24 protein-coding genes are annotated in these 24,042 nt (G+C 62.0%); 12 read left to right on the top strand and 12 right to left on the bottom strand.

What is annotated here, in order from left to right; translation table 11 throughout:
- Nucleotides 1-501 precede the first annotated feature (501 nt).
- Both A3AY_RS0115760 and A3AY_RS0115755 read right to left on the bottom strand, forming a co-directional pair.
- Nucleotides 502-861: a nuclear transport factor 2 family protein gene (locus tag A3AY_RS0115760; RefSeq protein WP_018326618.1), complete on the bottom strand. Its 360-nt coding sequence runs from the start codon at nt 859-861 to the stop codon at nt 502-504.
- A gap of 170 nt (nt 862-1,031) precedes the next feature.
- Nucleotides 1,032-2,027 (bottom strand): aldo/keto reductase, encoded by a 996-nt coding sequence (locus A3AY_RS0115755; RefSeq protein ID WP_018326617.1) that lies wholly within the window; start codon nt 2,025-2,027, stop codon nt 1,032-1,034.
- Nucleotides 2,028-2,161: 134 nt separating this feature from the next.
- Between A3AY_RS0115755 and A3AY_RS0115750 the strand changes: the two genes are divergently transcribed.
- The gene (locus A3AY_RS0115750) at nt 2,162-3,052 is read left to right on the top strand and encodes a LysR family transcriptional regulator (protein WP_018326616.1); all 891 of its coding nucleotides are present in this window, start codon (nt 2,162-2,164) and stop codon (nt 3,050-3,052) included.
- A gap of 62 nt (nt 3,053-3,114) precedes the next feature.
- Nucleotides 3,115-3,732, top strand: a complete 618-nt coding sequence (locus A3AY_RS0115745; protein WP_018326615.1) for a hypothetical protein — start codon at nt 3,115-3,117, stop codon at nt 3,730-3,732.
- Here the strand turns inward: A3AY_RS0115745 and A3AY_RS0115740 are convergent.
- Both A3AY_RS0115740 and A3AY_RS0115735 read right to left on the bottom strand, forming a co-directional pair.
- Nucleotides 3,729-4,172: a GNAT family N-acetyltransferase gene (locus A3AY_RS0115740; RefSeq protein WP_018326614.1), complete on the bottom strand. Its 444-nt coding sequence runs from the start codon at nt 4,170-4,172 to the stop codon at nt 3,729-3,731. The two genes, A3AY_RS0115745 and A3AY_RS0115740, sit on opposite strands and share 4 nt — an antisense overlap.
- Before the next feature lie 21 nt (nt 4,173-4,193).
- Entirely contained in the window at nt 4,194-5,144 is a 951-nt protein-coding gene (locus tag A3AY_RS0115735; protein ID WP_018326613.1) for an aldo/keto reductase, read from the bottom strand.
- A 276-nt stretch (nt 5,145-5,420) separates the two neighbouring features.
- On the opposite strand from A3AY_RS0115735, the gene A3AY_RS0115730 reads away from it, so the two are divergent.
- Complete coding sequence (locus A3AY_RS0115730) at nt 5,421-6,407, top strand: Gfo/Idh/MocA family protein (protein ID WP_018326612.1); 987 nt, start codon at nt 5,421-5,423, stop codon at nt 6,405-6,407.
- A gap of 60 nt (nt 6,408-6,467) precedes the next feature.
- Here the strand turns inward: A3AY_RS0115730 and A3AY_RS0115725 are convergent, their stop codons facing one another.
- The 3 genes from A3AY_RS0115725 to A3AY_RS0115710 all read right to left on the bottom strand — a co-directional run bounded on the left by A3AY_RS0115725 (nt 6,468) and on the right by A3AY_RS0115710 (nt 7,909).
- Entirely contained in the window at nt 6,468-6,689 is a 222-nt protein-coding gene (locus tag A3AY_RS0115725; RefSeq protein ID WP_154663300.1) for a hypothetical protein, read from the bottom strand.
- A 166-nt stretch (nt 6,690-6,855) separates the two neighbouring features.
- Nucleotides 6,856-7,659 carry a hypothetical protein gene (locus tag A3AY_RS0115715; RefSeq protein WP_018326610.1) on the bottom strand — a complete coding sequence of 268 codons (804 nt, stop codon included), beginning with the start codon at nt 7,657-7,659 and terminating at the stop codon, nt 6,856-6,858.
- Entirely contained in the window at nt 7,646-7,909 is a 264-nt protein-coding gene (locus A3AY_RS0115710) for a spike base protein, RCAP_Rcc01079 family (protein WP_018326609.1), read from the bottom strand. Before A3AY_RS0115710 ends, A3AY_RS0115715 begins: the two co-directional genes overlap by 14 nt.
- A 143-nt stretch (nt 7,910-8,052) precedes the next feature.
- Between A3AY_RS0115710 and xseA the strand changes: the two genes are divergently transcribed.
- The 4 genes from xseA (at nt 8,053) to A3AY_RS0115690 (ending at nt 11,541) form a co-directional block, all read left to right on the top strand.
- The gene (xseA, locus tag A3AY_RS0115705; RefSeq protein ID WP_018326608.1) at nt 8,053-9,645 is read left to right on the top strand and encodes an exodeoxyribonuclease VII large subunit; all 1,593 of its coding nucleotides are present in this window, start codon (nt 8,053-8,055) and stop codon (nt 9,643-9,645) included.
- A gap of 13 nt (nt 9,646-9,658) precedes the next feature.
- The gene (locus A3AY_RS0115700) at nt 9,659-10,249 is read left to right on the top strand and encodes an NAD(P)H-dependent oxidoreductase (RefSeq protein ID WP_018326607.1); all 591 of its coding nucleotides are present in this window, start codon (nt 9,659-9,661) and stop codon (nt 10,247-10,249) included.
- Nucleotides 10,250-10,329: 80 nt separating this feature from the next.
- On the top strand, nt 10,330-10,680 hold the full coding sequence (locus A3AY_RS0115695) for a MarR family transcriptional regulator (protein ID WP_018326606.1): 351 nt from the start codon (nt 10,330-10,332) through the stop codon (nt 10,678-10,680).
- A gap of 6 nt (nt 10,681-10,686) precedes the next feature.
- The gene (locus A3AY_RS0115690) at nt 10,687-11,541 is read left to right on the top strand and encodes a C40 family peptidase (RefSeq protein ID WP_018326605.1); all 855 of its coding nucleotides are present in this window, start codon (nt 10,687-10,689) and stop codon (nt 11,539-11,541) included.
- Here A3AY_RS0115690 and A3AY_RS0115685 read toward each other — a convergent pair whose 3' ends face one another.
- The 5 genes from A3AY_RS0115685 to A3AY_RS0115665 form a co-directional block, all read right to left on the bottom strand.
- On the bottom strand, nt 11,542-12,501 hold the full coding sequence (locus A3AY_RS0115685; protein WP_018326604.1) for a 2-hydroxyacid dehydrogenase: 960 nt from the start codon (nt 12,499-12,501) through the stop codon (nt 11,542-11,544).
- Nucleotides 12,502-12,512: 11 nt separating this feature from the next.
- Nucleotides 12,513-14,141, bottom strand: a complete 1,629-nt coding sequence (locus tag A3AY_RS0115680) for an ABC transporter ATP-binding protein (protein WP_026203490.1) — start codon at nt 14,139-14,141, stop codon at nt 12,513-12,515.
- Between the two features lie 8 nt (nt 14,142-14,149).
- A complete protein-coding gene (locus A3AY_RS0115675) occupies nt 14,150-15,292 on the bottom strand; it encodes an ABC transporter permease (RefSeq protein WP_018326602.1) in 1,143 nt (380 codons plus the stop codon).
- A complete protein-coding gene (locus A3AY_RS0115670) occupies nt 15,292-16,383 on the bottom strand; it encodes a microcin C ABC transporter permease YejB (protein ID WP_018326601.1) in 1,092 nt (363 codons plus the stop codon). Before A3AY_RS0115670 ends, A3AY_RS0115675 begins: the two co-directional genes overlap by 1 nt.
- Before the next feature lie 179 nt (nt 16,384-16,562).
- The gene (locus A3AY_RS0115665) at nt 16,563-18,413 is read right to left on the bottom strand and encodes an extracellular solute-binding protein (protein ID WP_040668846.1); all 1,851 of its coding nucleotides are present in this window, start codon (nt 18,411-18,413) and stop codon (nt 16,563-16,565) included.
- Between the two features lie 239 nt (nt 18,414-18,652).
- Between A3AY_RS0115665 and mepA the strand changes: the two genes are divergently transcribed.
- The 5 genes from mepA to dapB all read left to right on the top strand — a co-directional run bounded on the left by mepA (nt 18,653) and on the right by dapB (nt 24,021).
- Nucleotides 18,653-19,714 (top strand): penicillin-insensitive murein endopeptidase, encoded by a 1,062-nt coding sequence (gene mepA / locus A3AY_RS0115660; RefSeq protein ID WP_018326599.1) that lies wholly within the window; start codon nt 18,653-18,655, stop codon nt 19,712-19,714.
- 112 nt (nt 19,715-19,826) lie between these two features.
- On the top strand, nt 19,827-20,207 hold the full coding sequence (locus tag A3AY_RS0115655) for a methylglyoxal synthase (protein ID WP_026203488.1): 381 nt from the start codon (nt 19,827-19,829) through the stop codon (nt 20,205-20,207).
- A 43-nt stretch (nt 20,208-20,250) separates the two neighbouring features.
- Nucleotides 20,251-21,276 carry a glucokinase gene (locus A3AY_RS0115650; RefSeq protein WP_018326597.1) on the top strand — a complete coding sequence of 342 codons (1,026 nt, stop codon included), beginning with the start codon at nt 20,251-20,253 and terminating at the stop codon, nt 21,274-21,276.
- Between the two features lie 102 nt (nt 21,277-21,378).
- Entirely contained in the window at nt 21,379-23,181 is a 1,803-nt protein-coding gene (locus A3AY_RS0115645) for an ABC transporter ATP-binding protein (RefSeq protein ID WP_018326596.1), read from the top strand.
- A gap of 21 nt (nt 23,182-23,202) precedes the next feature.
- Nucleotides 23,203-24,021: a 4-hydroxy-tetrahydrodipicolinate reductase gene (gene dapB, locus A3AY_RS0115640; RefSeq protein ID WP_018326595.1), complete on the top strand. Its 819-nt coding sequence runs from the start codon at nt 23,203-23,205 to the stop codon at nt 24,019-24,021.
- Nucleotides 24,022-24,042: the final 21 nt, after the last annotated feature.

The raw sequence follows: 24,042 nt of genomic DNA, 5'->3' as shown, positions 1-24,042 counted from the left end.
CCCCGCAGTTTCCCCGCTGATCCCCGCCCCGAAAACCTGTGCCATGATCGTGGCGTTCCGTCATCGGCTACCCCGCGAGGCGTCGCGGCGAGGCGGGACCGGTGCCGGGTTAAGGAAGGACGTGAGCCTTTGCCCGGTGGACCGGCAGAAAATGGTTTCCCTCTCGTCTGAAACAGGACGGGGCGTGCCTGTGAGGCACACATCAGGACCGGCGACTGGGCTTGCGACGAGCAATTCCTTTCGTGGCGCCGTCGATGCTGGAGCAATCCGGCATCAGTCGAGCGTCACCCTGTACCGAAAAAAGGTGCCGCCATCCCCGCAGAGAAACCGGAGTTGCCCGTCGACCAACACTGAACGGGGCGCTGGAAGGCGTCATATAAAATTACTTAGTCATCGGCACTTTCCAGCGCCCCGGCCAAGTAAACATGAAGCAGAACCACGGCGGATTTTCCGGGCGTGGCTATCGGCCGTTGGGGGATCCACTTTCCCCCTCGAGGGCTTCTACCGGTGCAGATGATAGAGCTTGTTGACGATCACCCAGTGGCCGCCGATCTTCAGAAAGGACAGATAATCGGTGAAGCGCATTCCGGCAAACTCGTCGGTCACCTTGACGAAGGCAGCGTCGCCCTCGATGTCGGTGATCTCGATATCGAGCAGGGGCTGGGTTCCGGGCGCGGCCGGCGGTTCGGCGAGGATGGCGGCGATGAACTCGTCGCGGGACATCCATTCGACGGCGCCCTGAAAATTGCCGATGATCTTGGCATCCGGATGGAAGGCCTTGCGCAGGGCCGCTTCGTTGCAAAACGCCATTCCATCGACATAGAGATGAACGACTGTGCCAATTGCCTGTTCGTCCGACATACGGAGCCACCTCCCTACTGCAGCGTCCTTTGCGCGTCACGTTTGACGCGCGGCGCTGTAGCGTGCCGTGCGATCCTACCACGACGGCCCAAGGGAACAAGGACGAACCGAAGGATACGGCGCAGAACGCGTCAAGGGCTTTGCCCGAAGGGGCGAAGCCCTTGACGCCACTACCGGTTCGTCAATGCCAGCGAAGCATCCGAGTAGCGCTTGCCCGCCACGCGGCTCGGAGACACGGCCTCGCCAAGCATTGCCAGCTCGTCGACCGATAGATCGATCACTGCCGCGGCCGCATTCTGCTCGAGATGGTCGAGCTTGCGGGCGCCGGGGATGGGGACGATGAAATCGCCCTGATTGAGCACCCAGGCAAGCGCCAGCTGCGCCGCCGTCACACCCTTGGCTTTAGCGATCCCGGCCAGCGTTTCGACAAGCGCCGCATTGGCATCGAGGTTTTCAGCCTGGAAGCGCGGCAGGTTGCGGCGGAAGTCGTCCTGTTCGAGATCGTCCACCTTGCGGATCGCACCGGTCAGCATGCCGCGTCCGAGCGGGCTGTACGGCACGAAGCCGATGCCAAGTTCGCGGCAGACCTCGAGCACCTCGTCCTCCGGATCGCGAGTCCACAACGAATATTCGCTCTGGACGGCGGCAATCGGGTGGACGGCATGGGCGCGGCGAATGGTGGCGGCACTTGCCTCCGAAAGGCCGAGCGCGCGAACCTTGCCTTGGCGAACCAGTTCCGCCATCGCGCCGACCGTCTCCTCGATCGGCACGGTAGGATCGACGCGGTGCTGGTAGTAGAGATCGATGACGTCGGTGCCGAGGCGCTTCAGCGACGCTTCGGCGACCGCCCTGGCATTTTCCGGGCGGCCATCGACACCGGTGATGGTTTCGCTGGAGGATTTCCCGGCGGCGATGCGAAAGCCGAACTTGGTGGCAATGGTGACGCGGTCGCGAACGTCCTTCAGGGCTTTTCCGAGCAGGATTTCGTTTTCATAGGGGCCGTAGACCTCCGCCGTATCGAAAAAGGTGACGCCGAGATCGACCGCCCGGTGCAATGTGCGGATCGATTCCTGCTCATCGGCTGCGCCATAGGCAAAGCTCATGCCCATGCAGCCGAGGCCAATGGCGGAGACGGTGAGATCCTGTCCAAGTTTGCGGGTTTTCATCTGATTGCTCCTTTGTGAGCCGGAAAGGGAACGCGAGCACCGACCGGCACCGGCGTTACAGCATGAAACTAATGCGCCTGGGATCGTTTGATAATGGCTGCAAATCCTAACGGGTTGTTCTATCACTTCGAGCAATGAACAGAAACCAACTCGCCCAGCTCGCCGTCCTGTCAACCGTCGCCGCGCATCGCAGCTTCCGCGCGGCCGCCAAGGAGCTCGGCATCGCGCCGTCGGCGGTCAGCCATGCGATCTCGACACTGGAGGAGAGCCTCGGCGTCCGGCTTCTGGCACGCACCACGCGCAGCGTCGCGCCGACCGGAGAAGGCCTGCTGCTCCTGGAACGCCTGCGCCCGGCGCTGAACGAGATCGGCATGGCGCTCGACGCCGTCATCGAGGCGAAGGGGCAGCCCTCCGGCAATCTGCGCGTCACCGCGCCGCGCTTTGCCGCCGACCTCCTGATCGCACCCCGGCTTGGCGAGTTCCTGGGTCTTTATCCGGATATCATGCTGGAAATCGCCGACGAGGACGGCTTTACCGATATCGTGCGCGAGGGCTTCGATGCCGGTATCCGGCTGGAAGAAAGCCTGGAAGCCGATATGATCGCAGTCAGGATCGGCCCGCCGCTGCGCGGTGCCATCGTCGCCTCGCCCGCCTATTTCGACCGGTTCCCGGTCCCCGAGCATCCGCGCGATCTTCTCCGGCACCGCTGCATCCGCCGCCGTTTTTCCAACGGCACGCTCTACAACTGGGAATTCGGCAAGGATGGGCAGGAACTGACCATCCCCATCGAGGGGCCGCTCATTCTCGGCGAGGACCGGCCGATCATTGCGGCGGCGATCGGCGGCGCGGGGATCGCCTACGCCTTCGAGATGCGGGTGATCGAGCATATCGAGGCGGGGCGGCTGGTTCGGGTCCTGGAGGACTGGTGCCCGCCCTATCCCGGCCCCTATCTCTACTATGCCAGCCGCCGGCAGATGCGCCCGGCCTTGCGCGCCTTCATCGATTTCTTCCGGCACGTTGGCTGAAGGAAAACGGGTGGAACGCAGACCGCCGCCGGCATAGTCTCCCGGAAAAGGGGAGAAGTTGCATGAAAAAGCCTGGATCGATGAGGGCGCTCGAGAATCTGGGCCGCGTGCGCCTGTCGGAGAATTTCTTTCTCAGAGACTTCCTCTATTCCGAGATCGCCGATTTCTATGGCATGCCGAACATCCCCGACGATCCGGAACTGGCGATCGCTGCCGGCACGAAGCTCTGCGAGGAATTGCTGGAGCCGCTGCAGCGGACCTTCGGCCGGCTGCATATCCGGTCCGGCTATAGGTCCCGCTCCATCAATGAATTCGGCAATCGCAACAAGCTGAACTGCTCGACCAATGCAGCCAGCGCCGCCGATCACATCTGGGACATGCGCGACGCCGACGGCTGCATGGGGGCGACGGCCTGCATTGTCGTTCCCTGGGTCTGGGACCGGCGCGCGGAACTCGGCGGCTGGCAGTCGCTCGCCTGGTGGATCCACGACAACCTGCCCTACGCGTCGCTCTGCTTCTTCCCGAAACTCTGGGCGGTGAATATCCAGTGGCACGAGCGGCCGGCACGGCGCATCCGCAGCTATGCGGCGCCGGCTGGCCTGCTGACGAAGGAAGGCATGGCCAATCATTCCGGCAGCCATGCCGTGTTATATCAGGGCTTTCCGTCCCTGAACGGTTAAAAGCTCATCCGGTAGTGAACATGGCCATCGGCCTCGGTATATTTGTCGTAGAGCCGCCGTGCCGTCTGATTACCTTCGTCGGTATGCCAGTAGAGGCGGGCCCAGCCGTTGGCCTTGGCCTTGTCGACGAGATCGTCGAGCAGCGCCTTGCCGATGCCCTTTCCGCGCACAGCCTCATCGAGGAAAAGGTCTTCCAGATAACAGACCGGCTCCTTCACCCAGGTCGCCTCATGCAAGAGGCAGATGGCAAAGCCGACGACGTGGCCGTCCAGCACCGCGACACGCATGAACAGCGGCGTTGCAGGATCGATGATCCGGCCCCACGTCGTTGTCGTCACGTCCGGGGATACCGCCACCCGGTAAAACGCGACATAGCCCGCCCAGAGCCTGCGCCAGTCCGCTTCGTCGCCGGGTGCCGCGTGGCGTATCTCAACCGTCATGCCTTCTTCCTCCCGGGTCTGCTATTCGCTGGCCTCGTTTAGCAGCTGGCAGGCCTCATTGGAAAGGCGGATCGAAGCCGCCTTGACCAGGCTTTCGAGCTGGGTCAGGTTCGTCGCGCTGGAAATCGGTGCCGTGACGCCCCTGCGTGCCATGATCCAGGCCAGCGCGATCTCTGCCTGGGTGTTGCCGGTCTCCGCCGCTACCTCGTCCAGCGCGCCCAGGATCCGCATACCGCGGCCGTCGAGATATTTGCCGATGCCGCTGCCGCGCGCCGAGGCTTCCATATCCCTGTGCGAACGATATTTCCCCGAAAGAAAACCTCTCGCAAGGCCGAAATAGGTGATCACGCCGATCTCCTCGGCGATGCAGAGATTGCGCAGCGCACCGTCGAAGGACGCGCGGTCATAGAGATTATATTCCGGCTGCAGCACGTCATAGCGCGGCAGGTTCTGCTGTTTCGAAACATCGAGTGCGGCGCGCAGCTGCTCCGCATTCAGATTGGAGGCTCCGATATGGCGAACCTTGCCCTGCTGCAGAAGGCTCTCATAGGCCCTGAGCGTTTCCTCATAGGGCGTTTCCGGATCGGGCCAATGCGACAGATAGACGTCGATATGATCGGTCTGCAGCCGACGAAGGGAATCCTCGACGGCCTGCAGGATCCATCTTGCCGAAAGCCCCTTGCGATCCGGCCCCATCTCGGAGCCGACCTTGGTGACAATCACGGCCTCGTCCCGCGATCGGCCCGACTGCTTCAGCCATTTGCCGATGATCGTCTCGGATTCGCCGCCGCTATTGCCCGGAACCCAGGTGGAATAGGCATCGGCAGTATCGACGGCATTGAAGCCTGCGGCGAAGAAGGCGCCGAGCAATTGGAAGGAGGTCTTTTCATCCGCGGTCCAGCCGAAGACATTGCCACCGAAGACCAGCGGCGCGATGGACAGGCCGGTGCGGCCGAGGGTTCGCTTTTCCATGAAGTCGCTCCTGGCTGCTAAGGGGTATCGCTTGGGAGGCTCCGAAGTCTGCCCCATGGACATAGGCGAGGTACAGCGTTTTTACATGCCCGGCGGCAATTTTATTCCCGCGCACCTAAGCAGACTTTTGTTGGCAGGCCAACGTTTCGTCTGCTTAGGTGTTTGTTTTAACGCAGGTTCTGGCCGGAAAACCGTTGGACACTTTTCCGGAACCTGCTTAGCTTGAACGGCACCTACCGCGCGGTTACTGTGCCGCCGAAACAGGGAGGATAGGTCATGTTGCGTTTCGGTATTCTGTCGACGGCCAAGATCGGCCGCGAGCTCGTTGTTCCCGCCATCCAGGATGCTGAGAACTGCGTCGTCGCGGCGATCGCCAGCCGCGATCTCTCCAAGGCACGCGCCATGGCCGACCGTTTCTCGGTGCCCCACGCTTTCGGCTCCTACGAGGAAATGCTGGCTTCTGACCTCATCGACGCCGTCTACATTCCGTTGCCAACCTCACAGCACATCGAATGGACGATCAAGGCGGCCGATGCCGGAAAGCACGTGCTCTGCGAAAAGCCGATGTCCTTGAAGGCATCGGAAATCGACGCCGTGATCGCGGCGCGCGACCGCAACAAGGTGCTGATATCGGAAGCCTTCATGGTGACCTACAGCCCTGTCTGGCACAAGGTTCGTTCGCTCTTGCAGGAAGGCGCGATCGGCAGGTTGCGCCACGTTCAGGGCGCCTTCACCTACTATAACCGCGATGCCACCAATATGCGCAACAAGCCGGAACTGGGCGGCGGCGGCCTGCCCGACATCGGCGTCTATCCGACGATCACGACGCGTTTCGTCACGGGCAAGGAACCGATCCGCGTTCAGGCGAGCACCGATCGCGATCCGGAATTCGGCACCGACATCTATTCGAGCGTCAGGGCCGACTTCGGCGAGTTCGAGCTGAGCTTCTACATTTCCACCCAGCTTGCCGCTCGCCAGGTGATGGTGTTCCACGGCGACAAGGGCTTCATCGAGGTCAAGTCGCCGTTCAACGCTGATCGCTACGGTGCGGAAGAACTGGAACTGACAAACCAGAACCACTCGCAATCTCAACACTTCCGCTTTCAGGACGCGCGCCAGTACAAGCTCGAAGCCGAGGCCTTTTCGCGCGCCGCAACGGGGGAGACGGAAGAAGTAGTGACGCTGGAAAGCTCTGTGAACAATCAGAAGCTGATTGATGCGATCTACCGCGCCAGCGAAAAGGGTGGTTGGGAGCCGGTCTGAACGGGAAATACCCGCCCGCTGCAGAAAGCGGCGGGTTGCTCACATAGTGGGGGTCTCGCCCTATGCCTGCCTTCTTCGCGCAAGAATGAACGCGGCGAAGACCGGTGCGGCGATCCCCGCATTGTAAGCGAGTAACGCGAGAACGAGCGCAATCAGGGAGACGGCGCCGGCTGAAAAGAGTGCCGCAAGAACGAAGGCTGCGATGATCAGACCACCGGCCAGAGCATAGCAAGGCACAGATCGCAAACCCGCCGTCGAAAGTCCGATTGCAAATGTGGTCAAGACTATCATCCGACCCCTCCCGATGATCAGCATAGCGCAAAAATCTGCCCAAGGCTCGCAAAAACTGGTTTAACCCTCCGATTGCTCTTGACGAAGCGGTCGCCGAAGAGCTCCTCGGCGACCGGCATAAGGTACATTTGCGGGAAATCTATGGCCGTTGCTTGGGTCAGGAATAGGCTAAGGCCTTTGCCTGGATCGCCGCGTTGGACGCCCCAAAGGGCCAGACCGTCAGGCTGTCATAACGGCCGGCGGCAAACAGGCCCGCCTGATTCCGCCCGAGGAAGACCTGACCCGCTGCTGCCGGTACCGTCGCATCGGTGGCGATTGTCCCGCCATTGTAGCTGCCTGACCGGCCGGCGGCGCTCCAACCGAGACAGATGCCGAAGGCGGGCAGGGGCACGCTGACGCCCGCAATCGCCAATGAATTGCCGGCAATCACGTTGGTCTGAGCCGTGTTGAGGCGCATGATCTCGTCACCCGTGCCGATGCCGACGAGACGTCCGAGAGAACCGGAGATGCCCTGCCCCTTCAGGAGAAGGGTGGCTGCGCCCCTCTGAATCAAGGCTTCGCCGACCGGCGACAGGCGGCAACTATCGGCGCTTCGCGCTGCTGCGCTGGCCGCCGTCTGGACGAAGGAGCTGGCCGCCGCCCCCGTTTCCAGCTGCACCCGGCTCAAAGCGCCGTTGACCGTCAGCGTCAGGCTTGTCGACGTCGCGGTGAAGGTGACTGGCGCGGCTTGCGTCACCGTGCCAGCCGCCGCGCCTGACAGGTTCAGCGAGCCAGTGCCCCGACAGGAAACGGTGTATTGCGCTGCATTGGTGACCGCGACAGTCTGCGTCGCGGGTGTGAACGCATTGAGGAAAAGGTTGGTCGCATAGCCGTAAAAGCTGCGCCGGCAAACGATGCGGCGCCTGTGCCGGCCAGACCAAGGCCTGAACTGAGACCGAGCGACACCATCAGACGAGCCCAACGATGCTGCCGGCGGTCGTGCCGGTTGCCAGCACGCGATCGGCGCGCAGCGGCAGTATGCTGCCGGCGGAGACGCCGGCGAAGGTGACGGTCTGGCCCGACAGGAGGCGCACCGCGAGTGCACCGCCGGAGCCGACATAGATCGCCCGCGTCACCTCGGACAGGTCGATCGTGTCGCTGGGGGTGACAGTAAATCCGTGCGTTGCCGGACTGGTGAGGGACGGAATATTGCTGGAAAAACGGTCGGGCATCGGCTTGTTCCTCGGTTGCGGTTGACGTTGGCGCCATGATGCGCACGGCTTTGAGCACCGGGGACAAACGGGGAAACTGAAAGGCCTGTTGAGTGGCGCCGGCAACGGCTGGTCATCCAGGGCTGGGCGCGGCAAAATAGGCCATGAGCTCTTTCTTCGATTCCGATTCGCCCACCAATCTCACCGAATATTCGGTCTCCGAGTTGTCCGGCTCGATCAAGCGCACGGTCGAGCAGGCCTTTGATCAAGTGCGAGTGCGCGGCGAAATCTCCGGCTATCGCGGGCCGCATTCCTCGGGGCACGCCTATTTTTCGCTGAAGGACGACAAGGCGCGGATCGATGCGGTCATCTGGAAAGGCACGATGAGCCGGCTGAAATTCCGGCCCGAAGAAGGCATGGAGGTGATCGCCACCGGCAAGGTGACGACCTTCCCCGGTTCGTCGAAATACCAGATTGTCATCGAGACGCTTGAGCCGGCCGGCGCCGGCGCGCTGATGGCGTTGATCGAAGAGCGCAAGCGCAAGCTCGGAGCCGAGGGACTTTTCGATCAGGCGCGAAAGCGGCCCCTACCCTATATGCCGCGCATCATCGGCGTCGTGACCTCGCCGACCGGCGCCGTTATCCGCGACATCCTGCACCGGATTTCGGATCGTTTCCCCGTTCATGTCATCGTCTGGCCGGTGCGAGTCCAAGGCGACGGCTCGGGCAACGAGGTGGCTGCGGCGATCGAGGGTTTCAACGCCTTTGCCGCGGATGGCCCGATCGCTCGGCCGGACCTGCTGATCGTCGCCCGCGGCGGCGGCAGTCTCGAAGACCTCTGGAGCTTCAACGACGAAGCGGTGGTGCGTGCCGCAGCCAATTCGCAAATCCCGCTGATCTCTGCGGTTGGACACGAAACCGACTGGACGCTGATCGACTATGCGAGCGACCAACGGGCGCCGACGCCCACGGGTGCCGCAGAAATGGCCGTGCCGGTGAAGGCCGATCTGGAGGCGAGCGTCTCGGGCCTCTCTGCGCGTCTGAAGGCAGCCGTGACACGGCAGATGGACAATCGGCGGCACAACGTTCGTGCGCTGACACGGGCGCTACCCTCGCTCGACCAACTGCTCGCCTTGCCGCGTCGCCGCTTCGACGAGGCGTCGGCAGGGCTAGGGCGTGGGTTGCAGATGAACACGGCCAACAAACGGCGCGCCTTCGAGCGCACGGCCGCGCATCTGCGCCCGGATGTGCTGTCGAGCCGGATCTACGAGCGGCGGCAGAAACTGTCTGAGCATATGATCCGCGCGGAACGCATCGTCGAGCGCCTGATCCATCGCTCGGCTGCCAGGATATCGTCGGCTGATGCCTCACTCAGAACCCTGCCCGGCCGGCTGCTTAGCCAGATTCACCGCACCCAGGATCGCCTGACGGGCCTCGCAGGCCGAGCCGACAACGCGCTTCTGGCCGATCTGCGGCGACGACGCAGCGCCATCATCGCGCAGGACCGCATCCTTCAGTCGCTGTCCTATCGCAACGTGCTGAAGCGCGGCTATGCATTGGTCCGCGACGAGACGGGTGCCCCGGTCAAGGCGGCCTCGGCCCTGTCGCTGAATCAGGCGATTGCGATCGAATTTGCCGACGGGTCTGTCAACGCCATGACCACGGAAGGCGGCGCTCCAACGCCGCCGCAACCTGCCAGGAAGCGTGCGGAAAAGCACGCGTCGCCGGAACCGCCGAAGCAAGGGAGCCTGTTCTAAGCATGGAAACCGCGTGCGCTTTCTGATGGTTCTCGCTCATCCCTTGGCCGGCAGTTTCGCCTCGAGCGTTGCTACTGCCGCCACGGCGGCGCTGGAGAAGAATGGCCACAGTGTCGATCTGCTCGATCTCTACGGGGAGGACTTCGACCCCTGCCTGAGCGAAACCGAACGGCGCGGCTATTTCGACGTTCCCTACGATGCGTCCGGCGTCGATGATATCGTCGCACGGCTCAAGGCGGCGGACGGGTTGATCCTTGTGTTTCCGCAATGGTGGTTCAATTTCCCGGCAATCCTGAAAGGTTTCTTCGACCGGGTCTTTGCCCCCGGCATCGCCTTCGATCATGAACAAGCCGGCGGCCGCATCATTCCGCGACTGACCAATATCAAGCTCTTCTGGGCGCTGACAACGACCGGTTCGCCCTGGTGGGTCGTCAAACTCTATATGGGCGACCCCGTTCGCCGCCTGTTGAAGCGGGGCATCGCCGCCTTTTGCTCAAGGGAAGTACAATTCCGGACGATCTCGTTGCATGACATGGATCGCGCGACATCCAAGCAGCGCACGGCGCATCTGGCGAAAATCGAAAAGGCGATCGCGCGGATTTGAAAAGGGTCAATGGGCGAAAAGAAACGCTTCCGTAACGAACCCGCCTGTACATTTGACCACTCGCAACCAGGGGACGTCGGATGCCTGTCGAACTCACAGCCTCTCAGGCGCTGAATCTCTGGCACGCCGTCTCGCTGGAGCGGGTGCGCATCGACAATCGCGACCTCACTCTGCGCCAGATCTCCATTCTTCTGCATATTTACCTCGTGCCGCCACCGCATACCGTACGCGGGCTGGCCGCCATTCTCGGCGTGACCAAGCCCGTGATCACCCGTGCCCTCGACACGATGGGCGATCTCGGCCTCGTCGCCCGCGCGCGCGACGAGCGCGACAGGCGCAATGTGATCATCAAACGGACGGTCGAGGGCGCACTTTATCTTGAAAAACTGGGCGATCTGATCATTGATCAGGGACGCAAACTGTCTATCTGAGGACACATGCCTGATCTTCCCGACCGCCGGCTCAACGCCTATCGCCCCGACCTTGCCGAGGAGCGGTTGCGTGGCATCGTCGAGGCCGCAAATTATGTGAGCGGCTCACCGGGTATCATCTCCGCACCGGTGGTCCAGATGCGAGCCCGTCCGGAGCTCGAATGCGGCACCGACACTGAACTTTTGCTCGGAGAAACGGTCCATGTCTTCGACAGCGCGGGTGGCTGGGCCTGGGTAAAGGCCGATTTCGACAGCTATGTCGGCTATGTTCCGGACTATGCCATTTCGCCTGTGGTTCACAGCCGCACGCATATCGTCACCGCGCCCCGCACCTTCGTCTATTCCGGCCCTGATCTCAAATTTCCGACGGTGCAGGCACTTTCCATGGGCAATCGCATTGCCGTGATCGACGAGCGCGAGACCCGCGGCACGCGCTATTTCCTGTTGGAAGGTGGACAGGCCGTCATTGCCAATCACTGCGCGGAATTGGGAAAGCCGCTCTTTGGAGATTACGTCTCCGTGGCGGCACGGTTCCTTGAAACGCCCTATCTCTGGGGCGGACGCTCCGGCTTCGGCATTGATTGCTCCGGTCTTATCCAGCTGTCGATGATGATGACCGGAAAAACCGCACCGCGCGACACCGACATGCAGGCCAAGGAACTTGGCACCGCCATTGCCCGCGACGAACTTCGTCGCGGCGATCTCGTCTTCTGGAAGGGTCACGTGGCCATCATGCTCGATGAGCGTACACTGCTGCATGCCAACGGCCATACGATGAACGTCGCGCTGGAGGGACTGGACGATGCGATCGCCCGTATCGGCTGGCTTTATGATCAGCCGACGGGGTATCGCCGGCCCTGATCAATAGCCGGCTTTGCGATCCACCAGATGCTGAAGCGACAGACCGCTTTCGAAACGGTTGATCTGCTGCTCGACATGAGAAAACAGCGCCTTGACGTCCGACGAGGCCGCGACGTGCGGGGTGACATAGACGTTGTCCATGTCCCAGAAGGGGCTGTCCTTGGCCAGCGGTTCCTGCTCGAACACGTCGAGCGAGGCCCCGCCGAGCACGCCCGATTGCAGCGCTGCCAGAATGTCGGCCTCGACCTGGCTGCCGCCCCGGCCGCCATTGATGAAGACCGGCGCGCCGAGTGGGCTGCCGCGCCTGAGCTTTGAGAAGACCGCGGCATTGAAGATGCCGCGGGTTTCGTCCGTCAGCGGCAGCAGGCCGACGAGGAAATCCGTTCGAGCGAGGAACGCTCCCAGTTCAGCGCCCGCGAAGGTCTCGACACCGTCAATCTCCTTCTTCGAGCGTGACCAGCCGATGGTCTGGAAGCCGATGACGCCGAGCTTGCGGATGGCGTCCTGCCCCAGCACGCCAAGGCCCATGACGCCGACAGTGATCTCGGCGGCCTCGGGCTGGCTCAGATCTTCCCAGACGTGCGCCTTGGCGCGCGCCTCATAGGCGCGGTGCTGGCGCAGATGCAGAAGGCAGTTCATCACCACCCACTCGCTCATGCGCGTCGTCAGGCTGCGATCGACGAAGCGGACCAGCGGCACGTCCGGCAGGCCGGGAAGCGTCAGCACGTGATCGACGCCGGCGCCGCCGGAAAACACGACTTTCAGATCCGGCGCACGCGAAAACAGGTCCGGGGCGGATTTCCAGACGACCGCATAGGCGATGCCGGAGAGGTCGCGGCCCTTGTGCGCGGGATCGGCGAGATTGATGACCTCGCGGCCGGAAAAGGCACCTTTCAGGCCGTCTTCGACCTCCTGCGGAATGAACTTCAGATCGATGATGACGGGGCTTTTCGAAGGCATGAAACGGAACTCTATTGATTGATGGCGGGGACGTTGACCGCTTCCAGGTTGAAGGCGGCGGCCATCAGCGCCTTGGTATAATCTTCCTGGGGAGCCATGAAGATGCGTTCCGACGGCCCCTGCTCGACCACCTTGCCGAACCGCATCACGATCATGTCGTTGGCGAGCGCTCTGACGACCTTCAGGTCGTGGCTGATGAAGAGATAGGCGAGCGAATGTTTTGCCTGCAGGTCACGCAACAGGTCGACCACCTGCGCCTGCACGCTCATGTCGAGCGCCGAGGTCGGCTCGTCGAGCATGACGAATTGCGGTTTGAGCACCATGGCGCGGGCAATGGCGACACGCTGGCGCTGGCCGCCGGAGAACTCGTGCGGATAGCGCCACCGCGTTGCCGCATCGAGCCCGACCTCCTCAAGGGCAGCCGCGACGCGCGCATCGCGCTCCTTTTCAGACAGCGAGGGCTCGTGCACCTTCAGGCCTTCGCCGACAATATCGCTGATGGACATGCGCGGGCTCAGCGAACCATAGGGATCCTGAAAGACGATCTGCATGCGGCGGCGCAAGGGGCGCATCTGTGTAAACGAGTAGCCGGCTATCTCATTGCCGACGAAGCTGATGCGGCCCCTGGAGGAGATCAGGCGCGTCAGGGCAAGGCCAAGCGTCGTCTTTCCCGAGCCGGATTCGCCGACCACCCCGAGCGTCTGACCGGCGCGCAGCGTCACGTCGATCCCGTCGACGGCTTTCACATGGTCGACGACCTTGCGCAGGAAACCCGCCTTGATCGGGAACCAGACCTTCACATCCTGTGCTTCGATCACCACAGGCTTCGTGGTGTCGGAGACCGGCGGCACACCCTTGGGTTCCGAAGCGAGGAGATGGCGGGTATAGGCGTGCTGCGGATTGGCGAAAATCTCCGCCGTCGGTCCTGTTTCGACGATCTTGCCTTTGGTCATGACGCAGACCCGGTCGGCGATCTTGCGGACGATGCCGAGGTCATGGGTGATGAACAGCATCGACATGCCATGCTCGTCCTTGAGCTCTTTCAGAAGCTCGAGGATCTGCGCCTGAACGGTCACGTCGAGCGCCGTCGTCGGCTCGTCGGCGATCAGGAGCTCCGGCCGGTTGGCGAGCGCCATGGCGATCATCACACGTTGGCGCTGGCCGCCGGAGAGCTCATGCGGATAGGCCGCGAGGCGCTTCTCCGGCTCGCGGATGCCGACCTGATTGAGCAGTTCCAAAACACGGGTTCGGGCAGCGGCTCCTGTAAGGCCCTGATGCAGTTCGACGATTTCGGCAATCTGCCGCTCGATCGAGTGCAGCGGGTTGAGCGACGTCATCGGCTCCTGGAAGATCATGGTGATGTCGTTGCCGCGCACCTGGCGCAGTTCGGCCTCGGACGCCTTCATCAGATCCTTGCCGTTGAACAGGATCTCGCCACTCGGATGGCTTGCCGCCGGATAGGGCAAGAGCTTCAGAATCGAATTGGCCGAAACCGACTTGCCCGAGCCGGATTCGCCGACCAGCGCGACGACTTCGCCGCGCTTGATGCCGAAGGATATGCGGTCCACCGCCACCGACGTCTTGCCGCCCTGGTGGAAGGAAACGGAGAGGTCGCGCACGGAAAGGAGTGTATCTGTCATCGAGTTGATCACCTGAACGTCTTTCTCGGGTCGAACGCATCGCGGACCGCTTCGCCGATGAAGATCAAGAGCGACAGCATCACGGACATGACGACGAAGGCGGTCAGGCCGAGCCATGGGGCCTGCAGATTGGATTTGCCCTGCGAGATCAACTCGCCGAGCGAGGCAGAGCCCGGCGGCATGCCGAAGCCAAGGAAGTCGAGCGAGGTGAGCGTGGTGATCGAGCCGGAGAGGATGAACGGCAGGAAGGTGAGAGTCGCCACCATGGCATTGGGCAGCAAGTGGCGGAACATGATCGTCCGGTTGTTGACGCCGAGTGCCCGGGCGGCGCGGACATATTCGAAATTGCGGGCTCTCAGAAACTCGGCCCGCACGATGCCGACGAAACCGACCCAGGAGAACAGCAGCATGATGCCGAGCAGCACGAAGAAGCCGGGTGGCAGGATCGCGGCGATGATCAGGAGGATATAGAGCACCGGCATCGACGACCAGATCTCGATGAAGCGCTGCAGGAGCAGGTCCGTCCAGCCGCCAAAATAACCCTGCACGGCACCGGCGGTAACACCGACGATGGCGGAGAGAACGGTCAAGGCGAGACCGAAGAGCACGGAAATACGAAAGCCGTAGATCATCCGGGCCGCAACATCGCGGGCCTGGTCGTCGGTGCCGAGCCAATTGAGGTTGCCGAGCGTGCAGCCGGGGTCGTTCTCCCCTTGAGGATAGCCGGAGCAGCGTTCCGCCTTGTCCATCAGCCAGAAGGGTGCCGTCGGAGCCGAATGCGGGATGTTGGAATTGGCCGTCTGGTAGGAATAGCGGATCGGCGGCCAGATCATCCAGCCATTGGCGTTGATCTCGTCGCGGATATAGTCGGAGCGGTAATCCGTTTCGGCCAGGAAGCCGCCGAACTTCTCTTCCGGATAGTTGACGAGCACCGGCACCAGAATTTCGCCCTTGTAGGAAGCAAGGACCGGTTTGTCGTTGGCGATGAATTCAGCGCAGAGGCTGAGGCCGAACAGCACCATGAATATCCAGAACGACCAGTAGCCGCGCCGGTTGGCCCTGAAATTCTCCCAGCGGCGGTGGTTGATCGGCGACAGCCGCCCGGACGCGCCGGTGACGAGGCCCGGATTGGTGGAGATGACATCTGCCATCAGACATCCCTCCGCTCAAAATCGATGCGCGGATCGACCCAGGTATAGATCAGGTCCGACAAGAGGCCGACGAGCAGGCCCATCAGCGAGAAGATGTAGAGCGTCGCAAAAACGATGGGGTAGTCGCGCTTGACGACGGATTCGTAGCCAAGCCGGCCGAGGCCATCGAGCGAGAATATATATTCCGTCAACAGCGATCCGGTAAAGAAAGCCGTGATGAAGGCGCCCGGAAAGCCGGCGATGACGATCAGCATGGCATTGCGGAAAACGTGCCCGTAGAGGACCTGTCGCTCGTTCAGACCCTTGGCGCGGGCCGTGATGACATATTGCTTCTTGATCTCGTCGATGAAGGAATTCTTCGTCAGCAGCGTTGTCGTTGCAAAGGCCGACATCAGCAGCGTGATCAACGGCAGGGTCATGTGCCAGAAATAATCGAGGATCTTCTGCCACCAGTTCAACTGGACAAAATTATCCGAGACGATGCCGCGCAGCGGGAACCAGTCGAAGAACGAGCCGCCGGCAAAGAGCACGATCAGCAAAATGCCGAACAGGAAGCCCGGCACCGCATAGCCGATGATGATGATGCCGGACGTCCAGACATCGAAGGTCGAGCCGTCCGAGATGGCCTTCTTGATGCCCAGCGGAATGGAGATCGCGTACGAAACCAGAAGAATCCAGAGGCCGAGCGAGATGGAGACGGGCATCTTGTCGAGGATCAGGTCGATCACCGAGGTGTTGCGGAAGAAGCTCTCGCCGAAATCGAACCGGATATAGTTCCACATCATCAGGCCGAAGCGCTCGAGCGGCGGCTTGTCGAAACCGAACTGCTTTTCCAGCTTCGCAATGAACTCCGGATCGAGCCCCTGCGCGCCGCGATATTTTCCGGAGGACTCGTCACCGAGAGGCTGGACAGCGAGATCGCCACCGCCGCCGGACAGCCGATCGCCGCCCTGATTCTGGCCGGTCAGGTCGGAGATAACCTGTTCCACCGGCCCGCCGGGGGCGAACTGAACGACGGCAAAGGAGATGGCCATGATGCCGACGATCGTCGGGATCATCAGCAGAAGCCGCCGCAGAATATAGGCACCCATCAGCGAACCTCCCGCTTGCCGTTTGCTCCGGCAGCAAGATTCGATCCGCTATCGGCAACGCACCTGTTTTCAGTCAATCCGCTGGTCTCCTTCAAGGCGCCGCCGCCACGACCGGCTCCGGCGCCCAACTGATTCGCATATGTGCATTTGGAGTACACCGCGAGCCCTGTGCAAGGCTTTCATTGCGCGGCAGCCGACTTCGACCACCAGATGTCGGGGAAGCCCACGGCGTATTTGGGAAGTTCCGGTGGATGCTCGAGATTGGCCGAATAGGCGAGCCGCGAATAACGCGCGGTGTAGCTGGGCACGACAAAGTGATGGGCGAGCAGCACCCGGTCGAGGACCTTGGTCGTGGCAATCAGTTCGTCTCTGTCCTTGGCGAAGATAATCCGGCGAATAAGTGCATCAATGCCCGGATCGCTGATGCCCGCATAATTCTGCGAACCGTCGCGCTTGGCGGATTCAGACCCCCAATATTCCGCCTGTTCATTGCCGGGGTTCAGGGATTGTCCCCAGCCGAGATAGATCATGTCGAAATCGCGCGAGCGCCAACGGTTGGTATATTGCGACCGATCCACCGTACGAACGCTGACTTGAACACCGATCTTCTTTAGATTTTGCGCAAAAGGCAGCGCCACGACCTCGATCGTCGGACCGTCAAGCAGGATTTCGAAACCGAAGGGTTCGCCGGTCTTTGAGTTGACCATCCGGTTACCCTTCAGTTCGTAGCCGGCTTCCTTGAACAGGGCGATCGCCCGGCGCAGATTATCCCGCTGCTTCTTCTGGTCGCCGCCGACCGGATTCTTGTACTCCTTGGTAAAGACTTCGGGCGGAACCTGATTCTTCATCTCATTGAGGATTTCCAGTTCGCGGCCCTGCGGCAAGCCGCTGGAAGCGAGTTCCGATCCGAAAAAGTAGCTGTCGATGCGGTCGTACTGATTGTAAAAGATCGTCCGCTTCAGCTCCTCGAAATCGAAGGCGTAGTTGAGCGCCTCGCGCACACGCTGATCCTGAAACTTCGCACGGCGCAGGTTGGGGATGAAACCGACCAGAACGCCGCTGTTGCGATAATCATTGTCAAGGATTTCGCGTTTGATCCGGCCATCCTTGACGGCCGGGAAGTCATAGGCTGTCGCCCAGCGCTTGGCGGTGTTTTCCACCCAATAGTCGGCATTGCCGGAACGGAACGCTTCAAAGGCGACATCGAGGTCGGCATAATAGGAATAGGTGTAGGAAGCGAAATTGTTCTGGCCGATATTCACGTTGAGGTTTTTGCCCCAATAGTCGTCGCGCAGCTCGTAGCGGATGGTTGCGCCCGGCGTCATTGCTGCGATCTTGTAAGGCCCCGAACCCATCGGGATTTCAAGCGTGGTTTTCGAGATGTCGCGCTGAACGCCCCTGGCGTCCTTGCCTTCCCACCAGTGCTTCGGAACGATCATCAGTTCGCCGACGATTTTCGGCAGTTCCCGATTGTTCTTCTCGTCGAAGAAGAACGTGATTTCGCGGTCGCCTGTCTTTTCGGCCTTGGTCACATGCTTGTAGTAAAATTCCTTCTGGGGGTCGAGCTCCTTGGTTTTCTCGAAACTGAAGACGACATCCTCCGGCGTCACCGGCTGGCCATCTGCCCATTTGGCCTCGGCCCGCAGCCGGAACTTTACAAAGCCGAAATCGTCCGGATAGGCGATGGCCTCCGCCAGAAGACCATAATCCGAGGCGATCTCGTCCATGGAGGGCGTCATCAGCCTGTCGTAAACGAGATTGCCTGCCGGCGGCGATGCCATTCCCGCAGCGATTTCGCCCTTGGCAAGCAACGAATTGAGCGTATCAAACGTGCCCGAAGCCGTCAGGTTCACGTTGCCGCCCTTTGGCGCATCGGGATTGACGTAGTCGAAGCGGGAAAATCCGTCCGTGTATTTCAGTTCGCCCACCGTCGCGGTGCCGCCATGCCATTCCGGCTCCTCAGCGGTGGCCGGCGCAGGTAGTGACAGGAAGAGCACTGCCACCAACGTCACAACATTTCTGAAAGTCATGCCAATTCGCCGCATCCAGCTTTTCCTTTTTTTCTTGCTTGAAGGACAGAATAGGCAAAATCCGGGCAATTGACAGAAGCTGCCTCAAATCAGGCATGTTTTTTGGGTCAGCATCGCAGCCTCCGCAAGGCTGACACAACGACACCGTGTCACGCCAAGCGAGGACAATCGCGACTGGAGCTGCGCTTCGGGATGCGGCATTATGACGACCGGGGAATCAGCGGGGAATGACAGTGAGAATGGCAGGACTCTTTCGGCATCTGGGATCGATGGCACTGGCGGCGCTGGTCGGCTCGAGCCTCGTCTTCGGCGACGCAACCGCTGCCGATGACACGCCGGCCAAGCAGATTTTCGGCAAGGTTCAGCTTCCCAGCAACGCGGCTGCGAGCCCGATCGGTTTTTACGCCAAAGGCTGCATGGCCGGCGCCGTCGCCATCCCGACGGACGGACCGACATGGCAGGCGATGCGGCTGTCGCGAAACCGCCGCTGGGGCAATCCGGCGATGATCGCGCTTCTTGAACGGTTCTCGAAGGACGCAGCCGGGCTCGGGTGGGGCTCCGGCATCCTGATCGGCGACATTTCCCAGCCGCGGGGTGGGCCGATGCTGTCCGGACACTCCTCCCATCAGATCGGGCTCGATGCGGATATCTGGTTCACGCCGATGCCGGCGCAGCGCCTCTCCTCCCAAGCCCGCGAGGATTTCCCGTTCACCTCCATGCTCGACAAGAGCAAATTCCTGACCGTGAACCCCCAACGCTGGACGCCGACCCATGCCAAGGTCGTCATGCAGGCTGCGAGCTATCCGCAGGTGGAGCGGGTCTTCGTCAATCCGGCGATCAAGAAAAAACTGTGCGACACATGGACGGGCGAGCGCTCGCTGCTCGGCAAGGTCCGCCCGATCTATGGCCATGACGAACATTTCCACATTCGCATGCACTGCCCGCCCGGCGCCGCCGGGTGCAAGGCGCAGGCGCCGGTTGCAAGCGGCGACGGCTGCGACAAGTCGCTGTCCTGGTGGTTCACCAAGGAGCCTTGGGCCAAGCCTGTGAAGAAACCCGGCGACAAGCCGGTGAAGCCAAGGTTTGCGACGCTTTCCGACCTGCCGAAAGCCTGTGCCGCGGTGCTGGCCGCTCCGGCAGCCTCCGAGCAGTCGGCGACCTTCGGCACCGCCTATGTCGCGCCCCAGGTCCAGCCAGCGCAGTCTAGCGATGCGGCGATCCAGCAGGTGATCAATGCCGGGACCAGCGATCTGCCGGATGGCACGATTCCGATCCCGCTGTCGCGCCCCTCCCTGCAATAGGCTGGTGGGGGGTGCCCCTTAAGCGCTTTTCATCCGCGAAACTGTGCTGTACAGGAGATCAAATCGATTTAAATCGAGACCGTCATGGTCGGTTGACGCCGGGGGATCGGGGATGACCAGTCAAAAATGCGTGGCGCTGATAGCGCATGACCAGAAAAAGGACGACATCGCAGCCTTTGCCAAGGCGAACGAAGCCGTGCTTGCGCGCTGGAAGATCGTCGCCACCGGCACGACCGGCGGCCGGGTGCAGGAGGCCTGTCCAAGCCTCGATATCATCCGCATGAAGAGCGGCCCGCTCGGCGGCGACCAGCAGATCGGCGCGCTGATCACCACCGGCGAGGTGCACATGCTGATCTTCTTCACCGACCCGCTCACCGCCATGCCGCATGACGTCGACGTCAAGGCATTGATGCGCCTTGCCACCGTCTACGATATTCCGATGGCGCTGAACCGGGCAACGGCAGAACAGTTGATCGACTTCCATCATCCCTGATACAGCTCTCTTTGAGCCCGCACGATCACAACGGAATGTCCCCATGCCCACGCTCACAGACACCGAAAGCAGCCTCACCTTTCCGATCCTGATCGGCGATATCGGCGGAACCAATGCGCGGTTTGCACTGCTTGTCGACGCCTTCGCCGAGCCAAAGATGTTCCCGATCATCCCGACGACGAGCTATGCGAGCATTGAGGAAGCGCTGCAGACCAGCATCCTCGACAAGACCTCGGTGCAGCCGCGCTCGGCGATCATCGCGGTTGCCGGCCCGGTCAAGGGTGACGATATTCCGCTCACCAATGCCGGCTGGGTGATCAAGCCGAAAGACATGCTGACGGCGCTTTCGCTCGAGGACGTGATCATTATCAATGATTTCGAGGCCCAGGCGCTGGCGATCGCCTCGATCGGCGAGGCAGGCCGCGAGCAGATCGGTCCCGGCAGCATTCTCGAAGACGCCTCCTGCGCCGTACTCGGCCCGGGCACCGGTCTCGGCGTGGCCGGCCTCGTTCATGCGCAACACAGCTGGATTCCGGTTCCCGGCGAAGGCGGCCATATCGATGTCGGTCCGCGCACGGAGCGCGACTATCAGATCTGGCCCTTCCTCGAGCCGATCGAGGGCCGCATTTCGGCCGAGCAACTGCTCTGCGGCCGCGGCATCATGAACATCTACCGCGCGGTGTGCGAATCGAAAGCCTGGTATCCGGAGTTGCCCGACCCGGCTGCCGTGACGACCAGTGCGCTTGCCGAACGCGATGAGGCGGCGGTGGAGACCATCTCGCTGTTTTGCACCTATCTCGGCCGCGTCGCCGGTGACATGGCGATGATCTTCATGGCACGCGGCGGCGTTTTTCTTGCCGGCGGCATTTCCCAGAAAATCCTGCCTGCCTTGAGAAAACCGCAGTTCCGCGTCGCCTTCGAAGACAAGGCGCCGCACTCGGCGTTGCTCCGGACGATCCCGACTTTCGTCGTCACCCATCCGACGGCTGCGCTTTCAGGCCTTGCCGCCTATTCGCGCACCCCGTCGCGCTTTGGTGTGGCAACAGAGGGACGGCGCTGGAGAACTTGAAGGGCAAGCCAGCGTCAAGGACTCGCCAAAGTGGGATCAAGGGACTATAGAGCCCACTGAAATAAAGCGCCTGCAAGCGCGTCGGGCTTTAAGGAAACCTGCTTGAAACAAGCCAAGACAAAGCTGCCACCCGTTGACCGCGAGACCATTGCCAGCGTCCTGAAGCGGGTTATTGCCGAGAACGGACGCGCCCATATGCGCGGCTATATCTTCGCCATCGCCTGCCTCGGGCTTGTCGCGGGCACGACCGCCTTCACCGCCTGGATCATGGAATCGGTGGTCAACGAGGCCTTCGCCAACAAGCGGGCCGATATCGTTCTCTATATATGCGGCGCGATCTTCATTGCCTTCGTGGTGCGCGGCTTTGCCACCTACGGCCAGGCCGTGGCGCTCTCCAAGATCGGCAACAGCATCGTCGCCAGCTACCAGCGCAGACTCTATTCGCATCTGATGGCACTGAGCGTCGGCTATTTCAGCGAAACCCGCTCCGCCCGCATCTCGGCGCAGATCAGCCAGAACGTCTCCGGCATCCGCGACGTCCTCAACATGACGGTCACATCGCTGGCGCGCGATTTCCTGACGCTCATTGCGCTGATCGGCGTGATGATCAGCAAGGACTGGCTGCTGACGCTGATCGTCTTCGTCATCGCGCCACCATTGCTGATCGGCCTTCGCTACATCTCGCGGCGGCTGAAGCAGGCAACCCGGGAATCCGTCGAAATCAACAGCCACGTGCTCGGGGCCATGCAGGAGACCATTCAGGGCATCACCATCGTCAAGGCCTTCACGATGGAGAAGCAACTGAAGACCAAGGTCGAGACGATCATCGACCGGGCCGAAAACCGCGCCAACCGCATCGCCCGCCTCAGCGAGCGCACCGCCCCGATGACGGAGACCTTTGCCGGCTTCGCGATTTCCAGCGTACTTGCCTATGCGGCATTCCGATCGATCTACAACGGCATCCAACCGGGGGCCTTCTTCGCCTTCGTCACCGCGCTGCTGATGGCCTACGACCCGGCCCGCCGCCTTGCGAGGCTCCAGGTCTCGCTCGAACGCGCCGTCGTCAATGCGCGGATGATCTACGAGATCCTCGATACCGTGCCGCATCAGCGTGACCTCCCCGGTGCCGGTAATCTCGCGCTTCAGCAGGCGACGATCGAGTTCAGGAACGTCCGCTTCGGGTATAACCAGAGCGACGACATCCTGAAGGGTGTCAGCTTTGTTGCGGAAGGCGGCAAGACGACGGCTCTGGTCGGCCCCTCCGGCGCCGGAAAGTCGACGGTGATCAGCCTTATTCCGCGCTTCTACGACCCTTCCGGCGGCGAGATCCTGATCGACGGGCAGGACATCGCCCACGTCACCAAGCAATCGCTACGCAACGGCCTCGCCTATGTGTCGCAGCAGCCTTACCTTTTCGAAGGCTCGATCCGGGACAATATCCGCTACGGCCGCCCCGAGGCGACCGATGCCGAGGTCGAGGAAGCGGCAAGGCTCGCCTATGCGCATGACTTCATTCGCGCCCAGCCGCAGGGCTACGATACGCCGGTCGGCGAAAACGGCGTGACGCTGTCCGGCGGCCAGCGCCAGCGGCTGTCCATCGCCCGCGCGCTGGTGCGCCAGGCGCCGATCCTGCTGCTCGACGAGGCAACCTCGGCGCTGGATACCGAATCGGAAGCCGCCGTGCAGAAGGCGCTCGACCATGCCATGAGCGGCCGCACCGTCGTCGTCATCGCCCACCGGCTTTCGACCGTCGTCAACGCCGACAAGATCATCGTCATGAAGGATGGATTGGTCGTCGAGGAGGGCACCCACGAGGCGCTTGCGAAGCGATCGGACGGCCTTTACGCTCGATTGCACAATCTGCAGGGCAGCACGGCCCAGCCGGCGGTGGAAGCGCAAGTTTGATAAAGAGGAATTGAGGCAGGCATGAGCGGGACGGAGATGAAACTCGTGGTGGTGGGCGCCGCCGGACGGATGGGCCAGACGGTGATCCGCACGATCAATGCGATGCCCGGCGCCCAACTCTTTGCCGCCGTCGAACGGCCGGGCTCGGCCTTCATCGGCCGCGATGCGGGCGAGATTGCAGGATTGGGGCCGATCGGCGTGGCGATCAGCGACAAGCCGCTCGAGGCCTTCGTCGAGGCCGAAGGTGTGCTCGACTTTACCTCACCGGCAGCCTCCGTCGAGTTTGCCGGTCTCGCCGCGCAGGCGCGCATCGTCCATGTCATCGGCACGACCGGCTGCTCCAGCGGTGACGACGAGAAGATCAAGGCGGCGGCGCGGCACGCGCGGATCGTAAAATCCGGCAATATGAGCCTCGGCGTCAATCTTCTCGGCGTTCTCACCGAACAGGCTGCGCGCGCGCTCGGGCCGGCAGACTGGGACATCGAAATCCTTGAAATGCACCACAAACACAAGGTCGACGCGCCGTCCGGAACCGCCCTCCTGCTCGGTGAAGCTGCCGCAAAAGGCCGCGGTATAGATCTCGCCAGCCAGTCCGTGCGCGTGCGCGACGGCCATACCGGCGCTCGCGTCGCCGGCACGATCGGCTTTGCGACGCTGCGCGGCGGCTCGGTGATCGGCGAGCATTCGGTCATCCTCGCCGGCGAAGGCGAACAGGTGACGCTCTCGCACAGCGCCACGGACCGCTCGATTTTTGCGCGTGGCGCCGTGACTGCAGCCCTTTGGGCCCGTGGCCAGAAGCCCGGTCTCTATTCCATGCTCGACGTGCTCGGGCTGTCCTGAACCTTAAAATCCCGGAGAAAC

The organism is Rhizobium giardinii bv. giardinii H152 (assembly GCF_000379605.1).
GTDB classification, from domain to species: Bacteria; Pseudomonadota; Alphaproteobacteria; order Rhizobiales; family Rhizobiaceae; genus Pararhizobium; species Pararhizobium giardinii.
Note: the sequence above shows the minus strand (reverse complement) of the source record. Positions and strands in the feature narration are given on the sequence as shown.

What these genes read in the sequence shown, in the direction of transcription:
- A3AY_RS0115760 (WP_018326618.1), bottom strand. Translation starts at nt 861, where the DNA reads ATGTCGGACGAACAGGCAATTGGCACAGTCGTTCATCTCTATGTCGAT.
- A3AY_RS0115755 (WP_018326617.1), bottom strand. Translation starts at nt 2,027, where the DNA reads ATGAAAACCCGCAAACTTGGACAGGATCTCACCGTCTCCGCCATTGGC.
- A3AY_RS0115750 (WP_018326616.1), top strand. Translation starts at nt 2,162, where the DNA reads ATGAACAGAAACCAACTCGCCCAGCTCGCCGTCCTGTCAACCGTCGCC.
- A3AY_RS0115745 (WP_018326615.1), top strand. Translation starts at nt 3,115, where the DNA reads ATGAAAAAGCCTGGATCGATGAGGGCGCTCGAGAATCTGGGCCGCGTG.
- A3AY_RS0115740 (WP_018326614.1), bottom strand. Translation starts at nt 4,172, where the DNA reads ATGACGGTTGAGATACGCCACGCGGCACCCGGCGACGAAGCGGACTGG.
- A3AY_RS0115735 (WP_018326613.1), bottom strand. Translation starts at nt 5,144, where the DNA reads ATGGAAAAGCGAACCCTCGGCCGCACCGGCCTGTCCATCGCGCCGCTG.
- A3AY_RS0115730 (WP_018326612.1), top strand. Translation starts at nt 5,421, where the DNA reads ATGTTGCGTTTCGGTATTCTGTCGACGGCCAAGATCGGCCGCGAGCTC.
- A3AY_RS0115710 (WP_018326609.1), bottom strand. Translation starts at nt 7,909, where the DNA reads ATGCCCGACCGTTTTTCCAGCAATATTCCGTCCCTCACCAGTCCGGCA.
- xseA (WP_018326608.1), top strand. Translation starts at nt 8,053, where the DNA reads ATGAGCTCTTTCTTCGATTCCGATTCGCCCACCAATCTCACCGAATAT.
- A3AY_RS0115695 (WP_018326606.1), top strand. Translation starts at nt 10,330, where the DNA reads ATGCCTGTCGAACTCACAGCCTCTCAGGCGCTGAATCTCTGGCACGCC.
- A3AY_RS0115690 (WP_018326605.1), top strand. Translation starts at nt 10,687, where the DNA reads ATGCCTGATCTTCCCGACCGCCGGCTCAACGCCTATCGCCCCGACCTT.
- A3AY_RS0115685 (WP_018326604.1), bottom strand. Translation starts at nt 12,501, where the DNA reads ATGCCTTCGAAAAGCCCCGTCATCATCGATCTGAAGTTCATTCCGCAG.
- A3AY_RS0115680 (WP_026203490.1), bottom strand. Translation starts at nt 14,141, where the DNA reads ATGACAGATACACTCCTTTCCGTGCGCGACCTCTCCGTTTCCTTCCAC.
- A3AY_RS0115675 (WP_018326602.1), bottom strand. Translation starts at nt 15,292, where the DNA reads ATGGCAGATGTCATCTCCACCAATCCGGGCCTCGTCACCGGCGCGTCC.
- A3AY_RS0115670 (WP_018326601.1), bottom strand. Translation starts at nt 16,383, where the DNA reads ATGGGTGCCTATATTCTGCGGCGGCTTCTGCTGATGATCCCGACGATC.
- A3AY_RS0115665 (WP_040668846.1), bottom strand. Translation starts at nt 18,413, where the DNA reads ATGACTTTCAGAAATGTTGTGACGTTGGTGGCAGTGCTCTTCCTGTCA.
- mepA (WP_018326599.1), top strand. Translation starts at nt 18,653, where the DNA reads ATGGCAGGACTCTTTCGGCATCTGGGATCGATGGCACTGGCGGCGCTG.
- A3AY_RS0115655 (WP_026203488.1), top strand. Translation starts at nt 19,827, where the DNA reads ATGACCAGTCAAAAATGCGTGGCGCTGATAGCGCATGACCAGAAAAAG.
- A3AY_RS0115650 (WP_018326597.1), top strand. Translation starts at nt 20,251, where the DNA reads ATGCCCACGCTCACAGACACCGAAAGCAGCCTCACCTTTCCGATCCTG.
- dapB (WP_018326595.1), top strand. Translation starts at nt 23,203, where the DNA reads ATGAGCGGGACGGAGATGAAACTCGTGGTGGTGGGCGCCGCCGGACGG.